The sequence below is a fragment of the Caulobacter sp. FV1ye6ST genome, assembly GCF_058681225.1.
On sequence record NZ_CM178733.1, the window covers coordinates 634,913 to 653,274 of the forward strand.

General features: G+C 67.4%; 16 protein-coding genes and 1 pseudogene. 7 read left to right on the forward strand and 10 right to left on the reverse strand.

The annotated features are described in order from the left end of the window. Positions 1-10 precede the first annotated feature (10 nt). On the forward strand, positions 11-634 hold the full coding sequence (locus tag ACW175_RS03055; RefSeq protein ID WP_492103190.1) for a TetR/AcrR family transcriptional regulator C-terminal domain-containing protein: 624 nt from the start codon (positions 11-13) through the stop codon (positions 632-634). Here the strand turns inward: ACW175_RS03055 and ACW175_RS03060 are convergent. Continuing rightward, positions 618-1,946, reverse strand: a complete 1,329-nt coding sequence (locus tag ACW175_RS03060) for a PQQ-dependent sugar dehydrogenase (RefSeq protein WP_492103191.1) — start codon at positions 1,944-1,946, stop codon at positions 618-620. The genes ACW175_RS03055 and ACW175_RS03060 overlap by 17 nt on opposite strands. Positions 1,947-2,021: 75 nt before the next feature. On the opposite strand from ACW175_RS03060, the gene ACW175_RS03065 reads away from it, so the two are divergent. Further along, the gene (locus ACW175_RS03065) at positions 2,022-2,717 is read left to right on the forward strand and encodes an arylesterase (protein ID WP_492103192.1); all 696 of its coding nucleotides are present in this window, start codon (positions 2,022-2,024) and stop codon (positions 2,715-2,717) included. A 162-nt stretch (positions 2,718-2,879) separates the two neighbouring features. Here the strand turns inward: ACW175_RS03065 and ACW175_RS03070 are convergent, their stop codons facing one another. From ACW175_RS03070 to ACW175_RS03095, 6 genes are all read right to left on the reverse strand, one after another. Continuing rightward, positions 2,880-5,963 (reverse strand): efflux RND transporter permease subunit, encoded by a 3,084-nt coding sequence (locus tag ACW175_RS03070; protein ID WP_492103193.1) that lies wholly within the window; start codon positions 5,961-5,963, stop codon positions 2,880-2,882. A gap of 13 nt (positions 5,964-5,976) precedes the next feature. After that, positions 5,977-7,092, reverse strand: coding sequence for an efflux RND transporter periplasmic adaptor subunit (locus ACW175_RS03075; RefSeq protein ID WP_492103194.1), 1,116 nt, complete (start codon positions 7,090-7,092; stop codon positions 5,977-5,979). A gap of 125 nt (positions 7,093-7,217) precedes the next feature. Beyond that, positions 7,218-8,390 carry an acetyl-CoA C-acetyltransferase gene (locus ACW175_RS03080; RefSeq protein WP_492103195.1) on the reverse strand — a complete coding sequence of 391 codons (1,173 nt, stop codon included), beginning with the start codon at positions 8,388-8,390 and terminating at the stop codon, positions 7,218-7,220. A 43-nt stretch (positions 8,391-8,433) separates the two neighbouring features. Next, positions 8,434-8,841: a hypothetical protein gene (locus ACW175_RS03085; protein ID WP_492103196.1), complete on the reverse strand. Its 408-nt coding sequence runs from the start codon at positions 8,839-8,841 to the stop codon at positions 8,434-8,436. A 130-nt stretch (positions 8,842-8,971) separates the two neighbouring features. Beyond that, positions 8,972-9,319, reverse strand: coding sequence for a hypothetical protein (locus ACW175_RS03090; protein WP_492103197.1), 348 nt, complete (start codon positions 9,317-9,319; stop codon positions 8,972-8,974). Between the two features lie 203 nt (positions 9,320-9,522). Beyond that, positions 9,523-9,873: a hypothetical protein gene (locus ACW175_RS03095; RefSeq protein ID WP_492103198.1), complete on the reverse strand. Its 351-nt coding sequence runs from the start codon at positions 9,871-9,873 to the stop codon at positions 9,523-9,525. A 115-nt stretch (positions 9,874-9,988) separates the two neighbouring features. Here ACW175_RS03095 and ACW175_RS03100 point away from each other — a divergent pair, with 115 nt between their 5' ends. After that, positions 9,989-10,168: a hypothetical protein gene (locus ACW175_RS03100; RefSeq protein ID WP_492103199.1), complete on the forward strand. Its 180-nt coding sequence runs from the start codon at positions 9,989-9,991 to the stop codon at positions 10,166-10,168. Here ACW175_RS03100 and ACW175_RS03105 read toward each other — a convergent pair. The 3 genes and pseudogenes from ACW175_RS03105 to ACW175_RS03115 all read right to left on the reverse strand — a co-directional run. Next, positions 10,100-10,249, reverse strand: a pseudogene (locus tag ACW175_RS03105) (helix-turn-helix domain-containing protein); the annotation flags it as partial. The gene ACW175_RS03100 and the pseudogene ACW175_RS03105 sit on opposite strands and share 69 nt — an antisense overlap. A gap of 62 nt (positions 10,250-10,311) precedes the next feature. Then, on the reverse strand, positions 10,312-11,370 hold the full coding sequence (gene mgrA, locus ACW175_RS03110) for an L-glyceraldehyde 3-phosphate reductase (protein WP_492103200.1): 1,059 nt from the start codon (positions 11,368-11,370) through the stop codon (positions 10,312-10,314). 86 nt (positions 11,371-11,456) lie between these two features. Continuing rightward, positions 11,457-12,359: a LysR family transcriptional regulator gene (locus ACW175_RS03115; protein WP_492103201.1), complete on the reverse strand. Its 903-nt coding sequence runs from the start codon at positions 12,357-12,359 to the stop codon at positions 11,457-11,459. A gap of 135 nt (positions 12,360-12,494) precedes the next feature. Here ACW175_RS03115 and wrbA point away from each other — a divergent pair, with 135 nt between their 5' ends. The 4 genes from wrbA (at position 12,495) to ACW175_RS03135 (ending at position 18,308) form a co-directional block, all read left to right on the forward strand. Further along, positions 12,495-13,094, forward strand: coding sequence for an NAD(P)H:quinone oxidoreductase (gene wrbA, locus ACW175_RS03120; protein ID WP_492103202.1), 600 nt, complete (start codon positions 12,495-12,497; stop codon positions 13,092-13,094). Positions 13,095-13,662: 568 nt separating this feature from the next. After that, on the forward strand, positions 13,663-14,484 hold the full coding sequence (locus ACW175_RS03125; RefSeq protein ID WP_492103203.1) for a flagellin: 822 nt from the start codon (positions 13,663-13,665) through the stop codon (positions 14,482-14,484). A gap of 330 nt (positions 14,485-14,814) precedes the next feature. Next, a complete protein-coding gene (locus ACW175_RS03130) occupies positions 14,815-15,636 on the forward strand; it encodes a flagellin (RefSeq protein ID WP_492103204.1) in 822 nt (273 codons plus the stop codon). Positions 15,637-15,839: 203 nt separating this feature from the next. Further along, complete coding sequence (locus ACW175_RS03135) at positions 15,840-18,308, forward strand: glycoside hydrolase family 3 protein (protein ID WP_492103205.1); 2,469 nt, start codon at positions 15,840-15,842, stop codon at positions 18,306-18,308. The last annotated feature ends 54 nt before the right edge of the window (positions 18,309-18,362 follow it).

Consider the following 18,362-nt stretch of genomic DNA (forward strand, 5'->3'; position numbering starts at 1 on the left):
TAGGACTTTCATGAAGGTCGATCGCCGGCGGATCCTGGAGACGGCGCTGGAGGTGCTGAACGAGGTCGGGGTCGACGCCCTGTCCACGCGCGCCATCGCCGAACGGCTGGGCGTGCGCCAGCCGGCCCTCTACTGGCATTTCAAGAGCAAGCGCGACCTGCTGGACGCCATGAACGGCGAGATCCTGGCGCGGGCCCACGAGGCGCGCGTGCCCCGGACGGACGAGACCTGGCAGGACTTCGTGCGCCGCAACGGCAGGAGCTTCCGCACGGCGCTCTTGAGCTACCGTGACGGCGCGCGGGTCCATGCGGGCACCGAGGCCGATCCGGGCGATCTGGCGCACGTCGAGGTCCAGGCCGCCTTCCTGGTCGCGGCGGGCTTCACGCCAGGCCAGGCCATGCAGCTGTTCGTCGCCGTCAGCCGCTACGTGGTCGGCTGTGTGCTGGAGGAGCAGGCCTCGCCCGCCGACGGATCTGTTGAGCAGAGCCAGCTGGACGAGGCCGCCAAGGCCTATCCGGTGCTGTCGGAAGCCATCGCCTACTACCGCGCGAGCGGCCACGAAGGCCTGTTCGAGCGCGGGCTGGAGCTGATGGTGAAGGGCGCCGAGACGGAGCTGGCTACCGCGCCGGGCTGACCCGCCACACCGCGTTGCCCACGTCGTCGGCCACCAGCAGCGCGCCCGAGCTGTCCACCGTCACCCCCACCGGCCGGCCCTGGGCCTTGCCATTGGCGTCCAGGAAGCCGGTCAGGAAATCCTCGACCCCGCCGGCGGGCTTGCCGTCGATGAAAGGCACGAAGACCACCTTGTAGCCCGCCTGCGGATCGCGGTTCCACGAGCCGTGCTGACCCACGAAGGTCCCGCCGCGATAGTGGGCAGGGAAGCTCTTGCCCGTGTAGAAGGTCAGGCCCAGCGAGGCGGTGTGGGCGCCCAGGGCGTAGTCGGGGACGATCGCGCGCTCGACGAGGTCGGGGCGGCGGTCCTTGTCCTTGACCCGCTTGTCGACGTGGCGGCCGTAGTAGCTGTAGGGCCAGCCGTAGAAGCCACCTTCGCGGACCGAGGTCATGTAGTCGGGGACCAAGTCGTTGCCCAGTTCGTCGCGCTCGTTGACGCTGGTCCACAGCTGGCCATTGGCCGGGTTCCAGGACAGGCCGACGGGATTGCGCAGGCCCGAGGCGAAGATGCGTTGCTGGCCCGTGGCGAGGTCGATCTCGTGGATCGCGGCGCGCCCCTCCTCGGCCGGGATGCCGTTCTCGCCGACATTGCTGTTGGAGCCGACGCTCGCGTAGAGCTTGGAGCCGTCCGCGCTGGCGATGATGTTCTTGGTCCAGTGGTGGTTGATCGGCCCGCCCGGCAGGTCAGCGACCTTGCGCGGCGCCGCCGAGATCCGGGTCGCGCCGGTCGTGTAGGGGAAGGCGACGACGGCGTCGGCATTGGCGACGTAGAGGGTGTCGCCGATCAGGGCCATGCCGAACGGCGAGTGCAGGCCCGTCAGGAATGGGACCTTCATCTCGGCCACGCCGTCGTGGTCGGCGTCGCGCAGCAGGGTGATGCGGTCGGCGCTGGGCACGCCGGCCCCGGCTTTCTTCATCAGCTTGGTCTCGAAGAAGCCCTTGATACCCTTGGGCTTGTCGTTGCTGGCCGGCTTGTTGCTCTCGGCGACCAGCACGTCGCCGTTGGGCAGGACGAGCAGCCAGCGCGGATGGTCCAGGCCTTGCGCGAAGGGCCGCACCTGGAAGCCCGCCGGGGCGCGGGGCGTCACGCCGGCCGGCCAGCCGACGACGTCGGAGACCTTGACGGTCGGGATCAGGCTCTTGCTGGGCTTGGGCAGTCGCGGGTCAGGGCCGTAGCCGACCGCGCTGTTCTGTTGGCCATTGCTCTGGCCGCAGGCGGCGAGGGCGGTCAACGCCACGCCGACGATCAAGATTTCGCGAAACCGACGCCGCATTGAACGTTTCCCTCTTCATCCTGCGTTCAACGCGCAGGGTGTTTGATCTGTTCTGGTAATTGATACGGTTCGTCGATGGTGAAGTTCCAGTCCCCCGCTTTTGATCCGTCCCTTCTGGGTCGCCGCCGGATCTTGGCCGGTCTCGTGGCGCTGGCCATGCCGGGCGCCGCGTTCGCGGACACGCGCAAGGGCAAGCCGCTGGCGAAGCCCGCGCCGCCGCCGGCTCTCCCGGTGGTCACGGTGCTGGGCGACTCGATCACGGCGGGTCTGGGCCTGGCGCAGGATCTCTCCATGCCCGCGCGGCTGCAGGCGGCGCTGGAGCGGATGGGCGCGCCGTCGCGGGTGCGGAACCTGGGCGTGCTGGGCGACACCAGCGCCAACGGCCTGGCGCGCGTCGACCGCGTGCCGGCCGAGAGCATGGTCTGCGTGGTGGCCCTGGGCGGCAACGACCTGCTCCTGGGCGTCGACCCGTCGATGACCAAGGCCAATCTGCGGGCCATCGTCCAGCACCTGAAGTCGAAGAACATTCGCGTGGTGCTGGCCGGCGTCCGCGCGCCTGGCCTGCTCGGCGTCGACTATGCCCGCCGCTTTACGCAGCTCTATCCGGACCTGGCGAGGGAGCAGGGCGTGTTCTACGCGCCGGATTTCCTGACGGGCGTGATCGGCGTGTCCCGCTACATGCAGCGCGACGGGATCCACCCCAATGCCGACGGGGCCAGGATCATCGCCGACCGCCTGGCGCCGGTGGTGGCGCAGGCGCTTAAGGCTTAGGGACAAGATGCTCGCCCGCGATGCGGGGGAGCTGTCACCCCCGGGACCGACCACAGTCGGCCCGAGGATAAACTCCGTGACGGAGGGGGGCTTCACGGCTTAGGCCCAGCTCGCCCCCTCCGGCCCCGCGGACCACCTCCCCCGCATCGCGGGGGAGGATCTCTACTCGGCGATGTGAGGCTTCTTGGCCGCCACGTGGTGGTGGTTGCCGAACAGGCGGCCCATCAGGCGCTCGGAGCGCGTCTTCAGGCCGTCCATCAGGATGAACACCACCGGGATGTAGAGCAGCGACAGCAGGGTCGAGGTGATCAGGCCGCCGATGACCGCGATGGCCATGGGGGCCCGGAACTCGACTTCCGCGCCGAGGCCGATGGCGGTGGGCAGCATGCCCGCGCCCATGGCCACGGTGGTCATCAGGATCGGCCGGGCCCGCTTGTGCGCGGCGTCGATGATCGCCGTGCGCTTGTCCATGCCGTGTTCCTTCATGGCCATGATCGCGTACTCGACCAGCAGGATCGAGTTCTTGGCCGCGATGCCCATCAGCATCAGGATCCCGATCAGGGTCGAGATCGAGAAGCTGGAGTGGGCCAGAACCAGCAGGCCGAAGGCGCCGCCGATGGCCAACGGCAGGGCCACCATGATGGTGATCGGGTGGGCGAAGCTGCGGAACAGCAGCACCAGCACGACGTACATCAGCAGGATGCCGGTGATCAGCGCGCCCAGGAAGCCGGTGACCATCTCCTGGATGAACTCGGCGTCGCCGGCGGCCACTTCCTTGACTCCGTTCGGCAGGCTCTTGACCGAGGGCAGGGCGTGGACGCGCTTGGCGGCCTCGCCGACGACGATGCCGTCAAGCTCGGCGGTGATCGTGGCCACGCGGGCCCGGTCGCGGCGCTCGACCTGCGAGGGGCCGGCGCCGAAGCGCACGTCGGCGACGGCGTTCAGCGGCACGGGGCCGTTGGGCGACGGCACCTGCAGGGTCTGCAGGACGGCGATGTCCTCGCGCGCGGTCTGGCTGAGGCGCAGGCGGATCGGCACCTGGCGGTCACCCAGATTGTACTTGGGCAGGTTCTGGTCGACGTCGCCGATGGTGGCGACGCGCACGGCCTGGGAGATCGCGCCGGCCGAGACGCCGGCGCGGGCGGCCTGATCGGCCTTGGGCGTGACGACGATCTCGGGACGGGCGATCGAGGCGGTGTTGACCACGTGGGCCAGGCCCGGGACGCCGCGCATCTCGGCCTCGACCTTGCGGGCCGCCGCTTCCAGGGCCGGGCCGTTGTCGCTGACCAGGCTCAGGGTGTAGCTGCCGCCGCTCGATGGACCGCCGCCGTTGTTGCTGCCCGAGCCGATCCGCGCGCCGGGGATGGCGGCGAACTGGTCGACCATCTGGCGGCTGAACACCTTCTGGCTGATGCGCTGCTTCTTGTCGGTCAGATCGGCGGTCAGGCTGGCCTTGTTGACGCCGCCGTCGCTGCCGACCGCGGCATAGACGCTGACCACTTCCTTGCGGGCCAGCAGTTCGCGGGTCACGCGCTGCACGATGGCGTCGGTCTCGTCCAGCGTGGCGCCGGGCGGCAGCTCGACCGAGAACTCGGCGCGACCGCGATCGACCTGGGGCTGGAACTCGAACGGCAGGCGCGTGGCCAGCAGGATCGAGATGACGAACATCGGGATGCCCATCGCCAGCACCTTCCAGCGATTGCGCAGGCCCCAGTTCAGCGCCTTCAGGTACGGACCCATCCACGCCGGGTCCTTGTCCTCGTGCTTGTCGTCGGCCTTCAGCATGTAGGCGCCCATCAGCGGCGTCAGCAGGCGGGCGACCACAAGCGAGAATAGCACCGAGATACAGGCGGCCAGGGCGAAGGCCTTGAAGAATTGGCCGATGATGCCGGGCATGAAGCCCACTGGAGCGAACACCGCCACGATGGTGAAGGTGGTGGCAACGACGGCCAGGCCGATCTCGTCGGCCGCCTCCATCGCCGCCGCATAGGGGCTTTTGCCGCCGCGCATGTGGCGGACGATATTCTCGATCTCGACGATGGCGTCGTCGACCAGGATGCCGACGGTCAGCGACAGGGCCAGCAAGGTGATGCCGTTCAGCGACTGGTTCAGCGGCGCCAGGATGGCGAAGGTCGGGAACAGCGACATCGGGATGGCCACCGCCGCCAGCAGCGTGGCGCGCCAGTCGCGCAGGAACAGCAGCACGACCAGCACCGCCAGGATCGCGCCGACGATCAGGGCTTCCATCGAGGCGATATAGCTCTCCTCGATGTATTTCACGTTCGAGGTGATCTCCTCGATCTGGATCTCGGGATGATCCTTGTCGAGCTTCTCGACGGCCTTGCGGATCTTCTCGGCGGTCTGCACCTCCGACGCGCCGCGACCGCGGACCATGTTGAAGGTGACGACTTCCTGGCCGTCATAGCGGGCGCGCGAGCGGGGCTCGGCCCAATGGTCGGTGACCTGACCCAGGTCGGCCAGGCGCACGGTGCCGCCGCTGGAGACCGGCACGCGGGTCTCGCGCAGTTGCTCCACCGAACCGGCCGCGCCCAGGGTGCGGATGGCGCGCTCGGCGCCGGAGATGGTCACGCGGCCACCGGGCAGGTCGGCGTTCGAGGACACCAGGGCCTGGCTGACGGCGGCGGCCGTGACGCCTCGCGCGGCCAGGCGGTCGGGATCCAGCGCGATCTCGATCTCGCGGCTGACGCCGCCCTGGCGATTGACCTCGCGCACGCCCTTGATGGCCAGCAGGGCGCGACTGACGTCGTTGTCGACGAACCAGCTGCGTTGCTCGGGCGTCAGGGTCGGGGCCTTGACGACATAGGTGATCAGCGCGCCGCCGGAGACATCGACGCGGGTGACGATCGGCTCCTGCATGTCCTGGGGCAGGGAGCCGCGCAGGTTGGACATGGCGTTGCGCACATCGTTGGTGACGCGCTCGTGATCCACCCCGAGTTCGAACTCGATGAAGGTGGTCGAGGCGCCGTCGACGACGGTGGAGTTGATGTGGCGAACCTGGCCCAGGCCCGCGATCGAGTCCTCGATCAGGCGGGTGACCTGGGTTTCCAGCTCCTGCGGCGCGGCGCCGGGGCGCACGGCCGTGACGACGACGAACGGCAGGTCGACGTCGGGGTTGTTGTTGATCCGCATGCTCTTGAAGCCGACGATGCCGGCGAAGCAGAGCAGTATGAACAGCATGATGACGGGGATCGGGTTCTTGATCGCCCAGGAGGAGATGTTGCGCATCGGTCTGTCGTCCTCAGCGCGGGGTCTTGACGGCGGCGCCGACGCGGACCAGGTCGCCCTCGCCCAGGAAGCCCGCGCCTTCGACCACGACCTGCTCGCCGGCGTTCAGGCCGGTAGCCGCCACGCGGTCGCCCGTCGTGGCCAGGATGGCGATGCGGCGGAAATGGACCTTCTTGGCGGCGTCGACCACGAACACGCCGGGGCGGTTCTCGCGGTACAGCACCGAGGCCGACGGCACGACCAGAGCGGGCTGGTCGCCGGCGTCGATCGTGGCGCGGGCGAACATCCCCGGACGGAAGCCGCCCATCGACGACAGGGCGATGCGCGCCGTGCCGATGCGGGTCTGGGCGTTGACCTCCGAGGTGACGATCCGGACGCGGCCGCTCGTCTCGCCGACCTTGTCGGAATAGATCTTGGCCGACATGCCGGCCTTGACCGCGCCGAGGTCGCTCTCGGGGATGTCGGCGTCCAGCTCCAGGCGGCTGTCGCGGACGATGCGGAACAGCTCCGAACCGGCGCTGACGATCTGGCCCTTGGTGACGCTGCGACGGCTGATCAGGCCGCCGACCGGGGCGCGGATCGAGGTCTGGGCCACGCGCGCCGCGGTCTCGCCCCGGCCGGCTTCGGCGGCGGCCAGGTTGGCGGCGGCGGTGCCTTGGCGGGCCGTGGCCGTGTCGAGGCTGGCTTGGCTGAGATAGCCCTTGGCCTGCAGCTCCTTGGCGCGGTTGAGGGCGGCGCTGGCCTCGGCCAGGGTGGCCTTGGCGCTGGCGACGGCGGCGTCCTGCTGGCGCAGCTGGGCGCTGATCAGCGCGCTGTTGAGCTGGACCAGGACCTGACCGGCCCGGACGGTCTGGCCTTCCTCGGCGTTGACGGCGACAGCGGTCAGGCCGCCGGTCTCGGCGCCGACCGGCACCTCTTCCCACGGCGAGATCGTGCCGGTGGCGTTGATCTGGCGCGCGATCGGCTGGCTGGAGACGGTGGCGATGCTGACGGTCGCCGAAGCGCTCGGCGCGGCCCGCGTCTTTTTCTCCGGCTTTTTCCCGCATCCGGCCAGAGCGATCGCGCTCACGCCCAGGACCAAGACCAGCGCGCTCAGAGTCGGGCGGCGCCCATTGATCCCGTTCAGCACGAAAATTCCCCCAGCAACAAATAGAACCCGACGGCCTTCTAGCCGACAAACCTCGGGTCGCTGAGTTAATTTGCCGTAAGACGATAAGAAGAGCGGTTCCTCCCTCTTGAAGAGGGAGGATTCAACTACAGTCGCTCGATGATCGTCACGTTGGCCAGGCCGCCGCCCTCGCACATGGTCTGCAGGCCGTAGCGCGCGCCGCGGTCCTTCAAGGCGTGCACGAGGGTCGTCATCAGCTTGGCGCCGGAGCCGCCCAGCGGATGCCCAAGGGCGATGGCGCCGCCATGGGCGTTCAGCTTGTCGGGGTCGGCGCCGATGACCTTCAGCCAGGCGGTCGGCACCGAGGCGAAGGCCTCATTGACTTCGTAGAGGTCGATGTCGCCGATCTTCAGGCCCGCCCGCTCCAGCGCCTTCTGGGTGGCGGGGATCGGAGCTTCCAGCATGATCACCGGGTCGTGTCCGATCACGGTCATGCTGTGGATCCGAGCCAGCGGCGTGGCGCCCAAGGCCTTGAGCCCGCGCTCGTTGACGATCATCACGCCGGCCGCGCCGTCGCAGATCTGGCTGGAGGTGGCGGCGGTCAGCCGGCCGTCCTCGGTCAGCAGCTTCACCGAACCGATCGACTCCAGGGAGGCGTCCCAGCGGATGCCTTCGTCGGTCGCGTGGGTCTCGGTCGCGCCGTCCGGCAGCGTGACCTCGATCGGCACGATCTCGGCGGTGAACTTTCCGCCCTTGGTCGCGGCCATGGCCCGCTGGTGGCTCGCCAGCGCGTAGGCGTCCAGCTCGGCTCGCGAAAGGTCGTACTTCCGGGCGACCATCTCGGCGCCGGCGAACTGGCTGAACTGGATGCCCGGATAGCGCTCTTCCATGCGCGGGCTCTTGTAGGTCCCGAAGCCGTTCTTGTAGGGCAGGGCCGAGGACAGCCCCATCGGCACGCGGCTCATGCTCTCGACGCCGGCGGCGATGACCACGTCCATGGCGCCCGACATCACGGTGGCGGCGGCGAAGTGGATGGCCTGCTGCGACGAGCCGCACTGGCGGTCGACCGAGGTGGCCGGCACGCTCTCGGGCAGGCTGGAGGCCAGGACCGCGTTGCGGGCGATGTTGATGGCCTGTTCGCCAACCTGGCCGACGCAGCCCATGATCACGTCCTCGATCAGGGCGGGGTCGGCGCCGCTACGCGCCACCAGGGCGTCCAGCACGGTCGCGGCCAGATCGGCCGGATGCCAGCCCGAGACCTTGCCGCCCTTGCGTCCGCCGGCCGTCCGCGCGGCCGCCACGATATAGGCTTCGCCCATGGGATCCTCCTGTTGTTGGGAGGAGTGAAACAGGCGTTCGAGACTATGTCAGCGGTGACGCGGCGTCAGGAGCGTGGGGCTTCCCGGAGCGGACGCGGAGGGCGCCGAACAACAGCGCGGCCATGGCCAGATAGCTGAAGACGCCGCCGCCGGCGTTCAGGCTGGTGTGGTTGGGGATCTTGGGGTCAGCCAGCGTGGCGACCGTCAGGATCAGGCTCAGGCCGTGGAAGCCGCAAGCCCACATCGGCCACCAGCGATTGGATCGCAGCGCGATGAACAGCAGCACCAGCATCAGAGCCAGGTCCACCAGGAACACGGCGGTCTGCGGGCCGAACTTCTGATGGTTGTCGTAGAGAAAGCCGGTCGCGAACCAGGCCAGGATCATGGCGACGCCGGCCAGGCGTTCAGGCCAGCCGCCACGCCACAGCGCCACACCGGCCGTGATCAGCAACGCAGCGAGGCTTGACCATTGCGTGAGGGAGTTGAGCGGCGCCATCGCGTTAGGGTGGAGGCTTTCCGCCAGATTGCAATGATCCTCGCCGATCGGGATCGGCGAGGATCTTGTGTCGGGCCTTGAAGGGCTAGGCGGCGACGGTCAGGCGGCCGGCGGCGCCGGCCAAAGGCGGCGCCTTGCCGAACCCATCCTCCTCGAAGGACACGGCCGAAAGGCCGATATCGTGCTGGGCGACCGTCAGGTGCTTGTGGGTGGTGACGATGCCTTCGCGCGCCACGGCCAGGGCCTGCATGGTGTTGATGGCCGACATGATGGCGTCCTGGCCGATGATCGCGGAGAGCTTGGCCTCCTGACGCGTGGTCGGCATGAGGCCGGCCAGGGTCGCCGTGCTGGCGATCGCGGCGTCGATCGCCTTTTCCGCGGCGAACAGGGCTTGGGCCACGGATTCGGCGGCCTGGCGGCGTTGCTTGAGCATAGGAAATCTCCCTCGCGCCGACGGTGTCGACGCGTTGCCAGATGTTGATGACGATTGAAGGGGATGAATTCGCCCGGCTCCGCGGGCTTGTCGGTCTTAGGGGATCAGGCTTTGCAGCGCGTGGAGCCCCGCCAGGATCGAACCGAACGCGAAGGCGGTCACGATCATCACGGCCGCGATGAAGGCCAGTCGGAGGGGGACGCTCAGTCGGTTGGGTCGAGCGCCTCCGAGTCCGGCGAAGAGGAGTCGCAATCCGACAGGAAAGTCTCGTCCATCACCGCGCTGGCGATGCACAGGATCTCCCGCATCACCAGCTCGCTCGGCTTGAACGAAGCCTGCTTGCGGGTGGCTTCCACCAGGTCGTGCACCATCGAGGCGCCGGTCGGGGTGACCGACAGGCTCTTCAGCTGGCGCTCGAGCTCGCTCCACGTAATCGGAGGCAGGGTCTCGGCCGAATTCAGCAGGGGCCACGCGTGCTGGAAGCTCTTCACTTCCTGGCGCAGATGCGTGGCTCGGCCGATCACGTCTTTCTGATGGGGTGTCAACTCGTTCACTGGGAACTCCTTCCTCAACGCGGCCAACTGACCGCGAGGAAGGATGTTCGCCTAGCCGAGCCGTGTCGGACCCCGATGCGATAGGAGGGGGGGCGCCCCCCTGATCGGGGCCCTGATGATGTGGGCTCTGGTCCGAGACCCCCTGATGGGCGCGGTCGAAGACGCGGCGCGCGGCGTCGTAGCGATCGGCCGCGCCCAGGCGCCGGCGCGCCTTGTCCAGGTGCCAGTCGACGGTGTGCTTGGAGAGGCCCAGTTCGCGGGCGATCTCCTTGGAGCTCATGTGGCGATCGACTAGCCGAAGGCATTCGCGCTCACGCTCGGTGAGGCGTTCCAGGCCGTCGGCCTGGTCAGGCAGGGTGTGAGCGCCCTTATCCATCGCCAGGAACTCTAGGCGAACTGCAGGCCGCGACAAGCCGCCGGAACATTAAACCTTTGGTGTTATGTCCGCGGCAGGTCGCCCGTCGCCAATCGCGAGGACACCTTCCACAGATCGACGCCGCCCTCCGAGGCATGGCGGTCTATCCGCGCCAACTCCTCGGCCGAGAAGGCCGGGGCGTTCAGCGCCGCCAGGGAGTCCTCGAGCTGGGCGACGGTGCGGGCGCCGATCAGGGCCGAGGTGACGCGTGGATCGCGCAACGTCCAGGCGATCGCCATCTGGGCCAGGGTCTGGCCGCGCGCCCGCGCGATCGCGTTCAGCGCCTTGATCCGATCCAGGTTGTCCTCCGTCAGCAGATGCCCGCCGAACGAGCCGTCCTTGGCCACGCGGGAGTCGGCCGGCACGCCGTTCAGGTACTTGCTGGTCAGCAGGCCCTGGGCCAGCGGCGAGAAGGCGATGCAGCCGACGCCGAGGTCGCCCAGCGTCTCCAGAAGTTCGTCCTCGATCCAGCGATTGACCATCGAGTAGGACGGCTGGTGGATCAGCAGCGGCACGCCCTCGCTCTTGAGGATCGCGTGGGCCTGGCGGGTCAGCTCCGGGGAGTAGGACGAGATCCCGACGTACAGCGCCTTGCCCTGGCGGTGCAGGTGAGCCAGGGCGCCCATGGTCTCCTCCAGCGGCGTCGTGGGGTCGACGCGGTGGGAATAGAAGATGTCGACATAGTCGACGCCCATGCGCTTGAGGCTCTGGTCGCAGCTGGCGATCAGGTACTTCCGCGATCCGCCTACGCCGCCGTAGGGGCCTGGCCACATGTCCCAGCCGGCCTTGGTCGAGATGACCAGTTCGTCGCGGTGGGCCTTGAAATCGGTCCCCAGGACCTTGCCGAAGTTCTCCTCCGCCGAGCCGTAGGGCGGGCCGTAGTTGTTGGCCAGGTCGAAGTGAGTGACCCCCAGGTCGAAGGCCCGGCGCAGGATGGCGCGGCCGGTCTCGAACACGTCGGCGCCGCCGAAGTTCTGCCAGAGGCCCAGCGAGATCGCCGGCAAATCAAGGCCGCTGCGGCCCGTGCGGCGATAGGGCATGGCCGCGTAGCGGTCGGCGGCGGCGACATAGGGAATCTGCATGGGGTGTTCCTTGGAGCAGGTGCGAATACAGCCGCGCCGCGGCTTTTCGGCAAGGGTGTTCGGGTCTTAGGTCCGGCGCGGCCGCCTCAATCGGCCTGGCCCTGGAACCGTTCGATCAGGAAGGCCGTCGCCGGACCGGGCGGGGTGTCGCCGCGATAGATGGCGTGCAGCGCGTACACAGCGTCGCTCAGGTCCGGCATGACGAGGCGTTTCAGGCGGCCGGCGGCGATGTCCTCGCGGACCATGGGTTCGGGCATGTTGCCCCAGCCGAAGCCCTCCTTCAGCAGCAGGTGCTTGGCGCCCAGGTCGGCCAGCCGCCACGTGTGGACGCTGCCGACGGCGAAGTCGCGTCCCTCGGTCAGCTTCGAGCGGTCGGTCAAGACGAGCTGGGTATGGCCCCGCGCCGCGCCCGGCGCGTTGCGCCCCTCGGCCAGCGGATGGTCCGGCGCGGCGACCGGGATCAGCAAGGTCGAGCCGACCGCTATGGTCTCCAGAGCGTCGCCGCCGTTGACGACGTCCAGCGGCCCGGCGACGCCGATCGTGGCCCGACGGTCCAGCACCATCTGGGTCACCGCGCCCAGGCCCTCGACATAGAGGCGCAGGGTCACGGTCGGGAAGGCCTCGCGAAAGGCGCGCAGGGCGTCGACCACCCGGGCGGTGGGCAGCATGACGTCCAGCACCAGATTGACCTCGGCCTCCAGTCCCTGGATCAGCCCCTTGGCCTGGGCGCGCAGGGACGCGACGTCGCCGGCGATCACGCGGGCCTGGGCCAGCACGACCCGGCCGGCCTCGGTCAGCACCGGCGTCTTGGCCGCGTCGCGATCGAACAGCGTCAGGCCCAGTTGCGCCTCCAGATTGGCGATGGCGTAGCTGACGACCGAATTGGCCCGGTTCATCCGCCGCGCCGCGCCCGCGAAGCTGCCGGCCTCGACCACGGCCAGGAACACCGACAACTGGTCGAGGGTGGGAATGCCGGGCTCGGTGGTCATGGGCTCACCAATCGAAAATCTCGAACATAATAGACGATTTTATTCGGCTGTTTCGCAAGTCCAAGCGGCGCCAAAAGACGCGCCAACGGCGGGGCATGACGCTTCCGCCAAGCAAGACACCGAGGGTTCGCCGTCATGGCCAAGGTTCTGGTTCTCTACTATTCGTCTTACGGTCACCTGGAAACGATGGCCAAGGCCGTCGCCGAGGGCGCGCGCGAAGCCGGCGCGACCGTCGACATCAAGCGCGTGCCGGAAACCGTGCCGCTGGACATCGCCAAGGGGGCCCACTTCAAGCTCGACCAGGAAGCCCCGGTCGCGGCTGTCGAGGATCTGGCCAACTACGACGCCATCATCGTCGGCGCGCCAACCCGCTTCGGCCGCATGGCCTCGCAGGTCGCGGCGTTCTTCGACCAGGCCGGCGGCCTGTGGGCGCGTGGCGCGCTGCACGGCAAGGTGGCCGGCGCCTTCACCTCCACGGCCACCCAGCATGGCGGCCAGGAAACGACGCTGTTCTCGATCATCACCAACCTGCTGCACTTCGGCACGACCATCGTCGGCATGGACTATGGCCACGCCGGCCAGATGACCCTGGACGAAGTCACCGGCGGCAGCCCCTACGGCGCCACCACCATCGCCGGCGGCGACGGTTCGCGTCAGCCCAGCGAGAACGAGCTGACCGGCGCCCGCTACCAGGGCCGCCGCATCGCCGAAACGGCGATCAAGCTGCACGGCTGATCCCATTCCCGGGTTCAGGCCGCCCGGCCTTGGCCGGTCACATCTTTAGCGACCGGCAGTGAGGGGCCGGCCGGCTCCTTCCCTCTCCCGGGGAGCCGGTCGGCCCTTCTTTCGTTGATCTGGAAAACAAGGAGTCTCGTCATGCGTCGCCGCAACAGTCTATTCGCCGACCTCTGGAGAGGTTTCATCTTCATCGTGACCATCCGGGCGATCGCCAAGCACTATCGCTCGCGCCGTCTGTACCTGGCCGGTCGCTGACGCCCGCCCGGCCGCGTCGCGCCGGCTCCCTGGCCCAGGCGAGGAAGGTTGGTGGCGGCGATGGTTGGGGCTTCAAGTTACGGTCGTCGATATTCAAGATGTGTCATTTTGATACAGAGTGTTGTTTCCTGATCATTCAAATTCAAGGTTTGGACGTTATTAATGGTTAGTGAAATAATCTGAGTTGTTAATTATAGAATACTGAAAATTAAACGAAGGCGTAAGCTCGTTGTGCGAGGGTCGTGTTGGGCAAAACGCCCACCGGTCGTCAAAATGACGCCGGAATACCTCGAATAGGAGTTATTTCGTTATGGCGCTGAACAGCATCAACACGAACTCGGGCGCTCTGATCGCCCTGCAAAACCTGAACTCGACGAATGCCGAACTGGGCGCTGTCCAGCAACGCATCAACACCGGCAAGAAGGTTGGCTCGGCCAAGGACAACGGCGCGATCTGGGCCATGGCCAAGACCCAGTCGTCGAACTCGTCGTCGCTGAACTCGGTGAAGGACTCGCTGCAACGCGGCCAGTCGACCATCGACGTGGCCCTGGCCGCCGGCGACACCATCACCGACCTGCTCGGCAAGATGAAGGAAAAGGCCCTGGCCGCTTCCGACACCTCGCTGAACACCTCCTCGTTCAACGCGCTGAAGGCTGACTTCAACTCGCTGCGCGACCAGGTCCAGAAGGCCGCCGACAACGCCAAGTTCAACGGCGTCAGCCTGGCCGACGGCAAGGCCAGCAAGATGACCTTCCTGGCCAACTCGGATGGCTCGGGCTTTACCGTCACCGCCAAGACCCTGGGTCTGGCCGGCATCGGCCTGTCGGCCGGTTCGACCTTCGCCAGCGCCAGCGCGGCCAAGGCGATGATCGCGAGCATCGACAGCGCCATCGGCACGGCCACCAACAAGCTGGCCTCGCTGGGCACGGCCTCGACCGGTCTCGACACCCACCTGACCTTCATCGGCAAGCTGCAAGACAGCCTGGACGCCGGCGTCGGCAACCTGGTGGACGCCGACCTGGCCAAGGAAAGCGCCAAGCTGCAATCGCTGCAGACCAAGCAACAGCTGGGCATCCAGGCCCTGTCGATCGCCAACTCCTCGAGCTCGTCGATCCTCAGCCTGTTCCGCTAAGCCGGACTTCGTCGACTTAAAGGTCGTCGAAAGGGCGAGTCTCCGGACTCGCCCTTTTTCTTTGCGTGCGGTTTCTCAGAGTCTATTTCCCAGATTTTAGGTGCAGTGAGATTCCTTTAACTGTGTGCCATTTTGGGACAATTTTCGAAATGTAGTAATGAGTCCTAACGTGCGAGGCGTGCTTCTTAAGGAAGTGAGTTGGTGATTCAACCAAAGGGTCCGCGACATCAACTATATTGAAAGAGCGGGTGGCATAGTGTCGCGGTGGGCAAAACGCCCGCCGGCCGTCAAAACGACGCCGGAACACCTCGAATAGGAGTTGTTCGTCTCATGCCGTTGAACAGCATCAACACGAACTCGGGCGCGCTGATCGCCCTGCAAAACCTGAACACCACCAACAGCGAGCTTCAGGTCACTCAGCAACGGATCAACACCGGCAAGAAGGTCGGCAACGCCAAGGACAACGGCGCTGTCTGGGCCATGGCCAAGAACCAGTCGTCGAACTCCACGGCGCTGAACTCGGTGAAGGACTCGCTGCAACGCGGCCAGTCGACCATCGATGTGGCCCTCGCCGCCGGCGACACCATCACCGACCTGCTCGGCAAGATGAAGGAAAAGGCCCTGGCCGCTTCCGACACCTCGCTGAACACCTCTTCGTTCAACGCGCTGAAGTCGGACTTCGACTCGCTGCGCGACCAGGTCCAGAAGGCCGCCGACAACGCCAAATTCAACGGCGTCAGCCTGGCCGACGGCAAGGCCACCAAGATGACCTTCCTGGCCAACACCGATGGTTCGGGCTTCACCGTGAAGGCCCAAACCCTGGGTCTGGCCGGCATCGGCCTGACGGCGGCTTCCAGCTTCTCCACGGCGACGGCCGCCAAGACGATGATCGGCAGCATCGACAGCGCCATCGGCACGGCCACCAACAAGCTGGCCTCGCTGGGTACGGCCTCGACCGGCCTCGACACCCACCTGACCTTCGTCGGCAAGCTGCAGGACAGCCTGGACGCCGGCGTCGGCAACCTGGTGGACGCCGACCTGGCCAAGGAAAGCGCCAAGCTGCAGTCGCTGCAGACCAAGCAGCAGCTGGGCATCCAGGCCCTGTCGATCGCGAACTCCTCGAGCTCGTCGATCCTCAGCCTGTTCCGCTAAGCAACAGGACTCTTTCGACCGCCACCGCGGTCGCGACCTTTGGGGCGGACCTTCGGGTCCGCCCTTTTTTGTCTTCAGCTTCGATTTCTTCCCTGGAGGTTCCCGAAAGTGGTCTGACCACTTGCCTCCGCGCCCTGCGCCATGACAACGTTGTCCAAGACGTTTCCAAAGCGCGCGGCGACGTAGCCGTCGAACAAGAAGAGTTGGGGAGTATGAACACCAGGACCCTCTGCGCCGCCCTGTCGGCGTCGACCTTTCTGTCTGGCGCTTCGCTGGCCGACGAAACGCCGCGAGCGACCGCCCACGCCGCCAAGTGGCCCGCGGCCAAGAGCCAGGGCCTGGTCGATCCGGCCACCGAGGCCTTCGTCGACGGCCTGCTGGCCAGGCTGACCCTCGAGGAGAAGGTCGGCCAGCTGATCCAGGCCGACATCGGCCAGATCAAGCCCGAGGACCTGAAGACCTATCCGCTGGGCTCGATCCTGGGCGGGGGCAGCTCGCCGCCGCTGGGCGCCCCGGACCGCTCGCCGCAAAAGCCGTGGGTCGACACCGCCAGGGCCTTCCGCGAAGGCGCCGCGAAGCGTCCGGGCGGGACGCACATCCCGCTGATGTTCGGCATCGACGCCGTTCACGGGAACAACAACGTCGTCGGCGCGACCCTCTTCCCGCACAATATCGGCCTGGGCGCGGCGCACGATCCCGAGCTGATCCGCCGCATCGGCAAGGCCACCGCGTTCGAGACCTCGGCCGCGGGCTTCGACTGGGCGTTCGGCCCGACCCTGGCCGCGCCGCGCGACGACCGCTGGGGCCGGACCTATGAGGGCTATTCCGAGGACCCGGCGATCATTCGCGAATACGCCGGCCAGATGATCCTGGGCATCCAGGGCGCCGTCTCTCAAGGCGGGGTTCTGCAACAGGGCCACGTCGCCGCCAGCGCCAAGCACTTCCTGGGCGACGGCGGCACCGAGAACGGCCACGACCAGGGGGATACCGAGGTCTCGGAGGACGACCTGATCCGCCTGCACGCCCAGGGCTACGTCCCCGCGATCAACGCCGGCGCCCTGACGGTCATGGCCTCGTTCTCCAGCTGGAACGGGGCCAAGATGCACGGCAACAAGAGCCTGCTGACCGACGTGCTGAAGGGCCAGATGGGCTTCGAAGGCTTCGTGGTCGGCGACTGGAACGGCCACGGCCAGGTCCCAGGCTGCAAGCCGACCGACTGCCCGCGGTCGATCAATGCGGGCCTGGACATGTTCATGGCCCCGGACAGCTGGAAAGCGCTGTACGAGAACACCCTGGCCGAGGTGAAATCGGGCGTCATCCCGATGGCCCGGCTCGACGACGCCGTCCGCCGCATCCTGCGCGTGAAGGCCAAGCTTGGTCTCTTCCAGGTCGCTCGTCCCTATGAGGGCCGCGAGGGCGTGATCGGCTCGGCCGAACACCGCGCGATCGCCCGCGAGGCCGTGCGCAAGTCGTTGGTGCTGCTGAAGAACGACGGCGTCCTGCCGGTGAGGGCCAGCGCGAGCGTGCTGGTCGCCGGCTCGGGCGCGGATGACATCGGCAAGCAGTCGGGCGGCTGGACCCTGTCGTGGCAGGGTACGGGCAATACCAATGCCGACTTCCCCAACGCCGAGTCGATCTGGTCGGGCCTGAAGACCGCGGTCGAGGCCGGCGGCGGCCACGCGACCCTGGCGGTCGACGGCGATTTCGACAAGAAGCCGGACGTCGCCATCGTCGTCTTTGGTGAAAATCCGTATGCGGAAGGTGTCGGCGACCTGAAGACGACGCTGGAGTATCAACCGGGCGCGAAGACCGATCTGGCCTTGCTCAAGAGCCTGAAGGCCAAGGGCGTGCCGGTGGTGGCGGTGTTCCTCAGCGGCCGTCCGCTGTGGGTCAATGCCGAGCTCAACGCTTCGGACGCCTTCGTCGCCGCCTGGCTGCCGGGTTCGGAGGGCGGGGGGATCGCCGACGTTCTCATCGGCGACAAGGCTGGGAAGCCGCGCACCGATTTCCACGGCAGGCTGTCGTTCAGCTGGCCCAGGACCGCCGCCCAGTTCAGGCTGAACAAGGGTGACAAGCCGTACGATCCACTGTTCGCCTATGGCTACGGCCTGACCTACGCCAAGCCTGGCAAGGTCGGGGCGCTGTCGGAAGTCTCGGGCGTGAAGCCGGTGGCCGATAACCTCGTGAACTACTTCATTGGCGGCAAGACGCCGGCGCCGTTCGAGTTCAAGGCCTCGCCGTCCTCGTCGGTGCAGATCGTCCCGGTCGACGCCGGCAACATCCAGGAAGCCGGACGCCAGGTCACCTTCGCCGGCGACAAGCTGGGCCGGATCACGATCGTCGGCGAAAAGGCGCTGGACCTGACCTTCCAGACCAATGCCGACATGGCGTTGAGCTTCGAATACCGGATCGACGCGGCGGCGACCAAGCCGGTGATCCTGGCCATCGGCGCGGGCAAGCTGGACGTCACCCCGCCGGCTGGATCGCCGACGGGCCAGTGGGCCAGCGTCAAGATCCCGCTGAAGTGCTTCCAGGCCGCCGGAGCCGACGTGACCAAGGTCGCCGCGCCGTTCGACCTGGGGACGGCCGGGACCTTCCAGGTCTCGATCGCCAATGTGAAGCTGACTGCCGACCCGGCCGGGGCGATGTGTCCGAGGCGCGCTGCTCAATAGCCGCTAATATCTTGTCATCCCGGCTCTCCGCTTTGCCGCGGCCGGGATGACAAG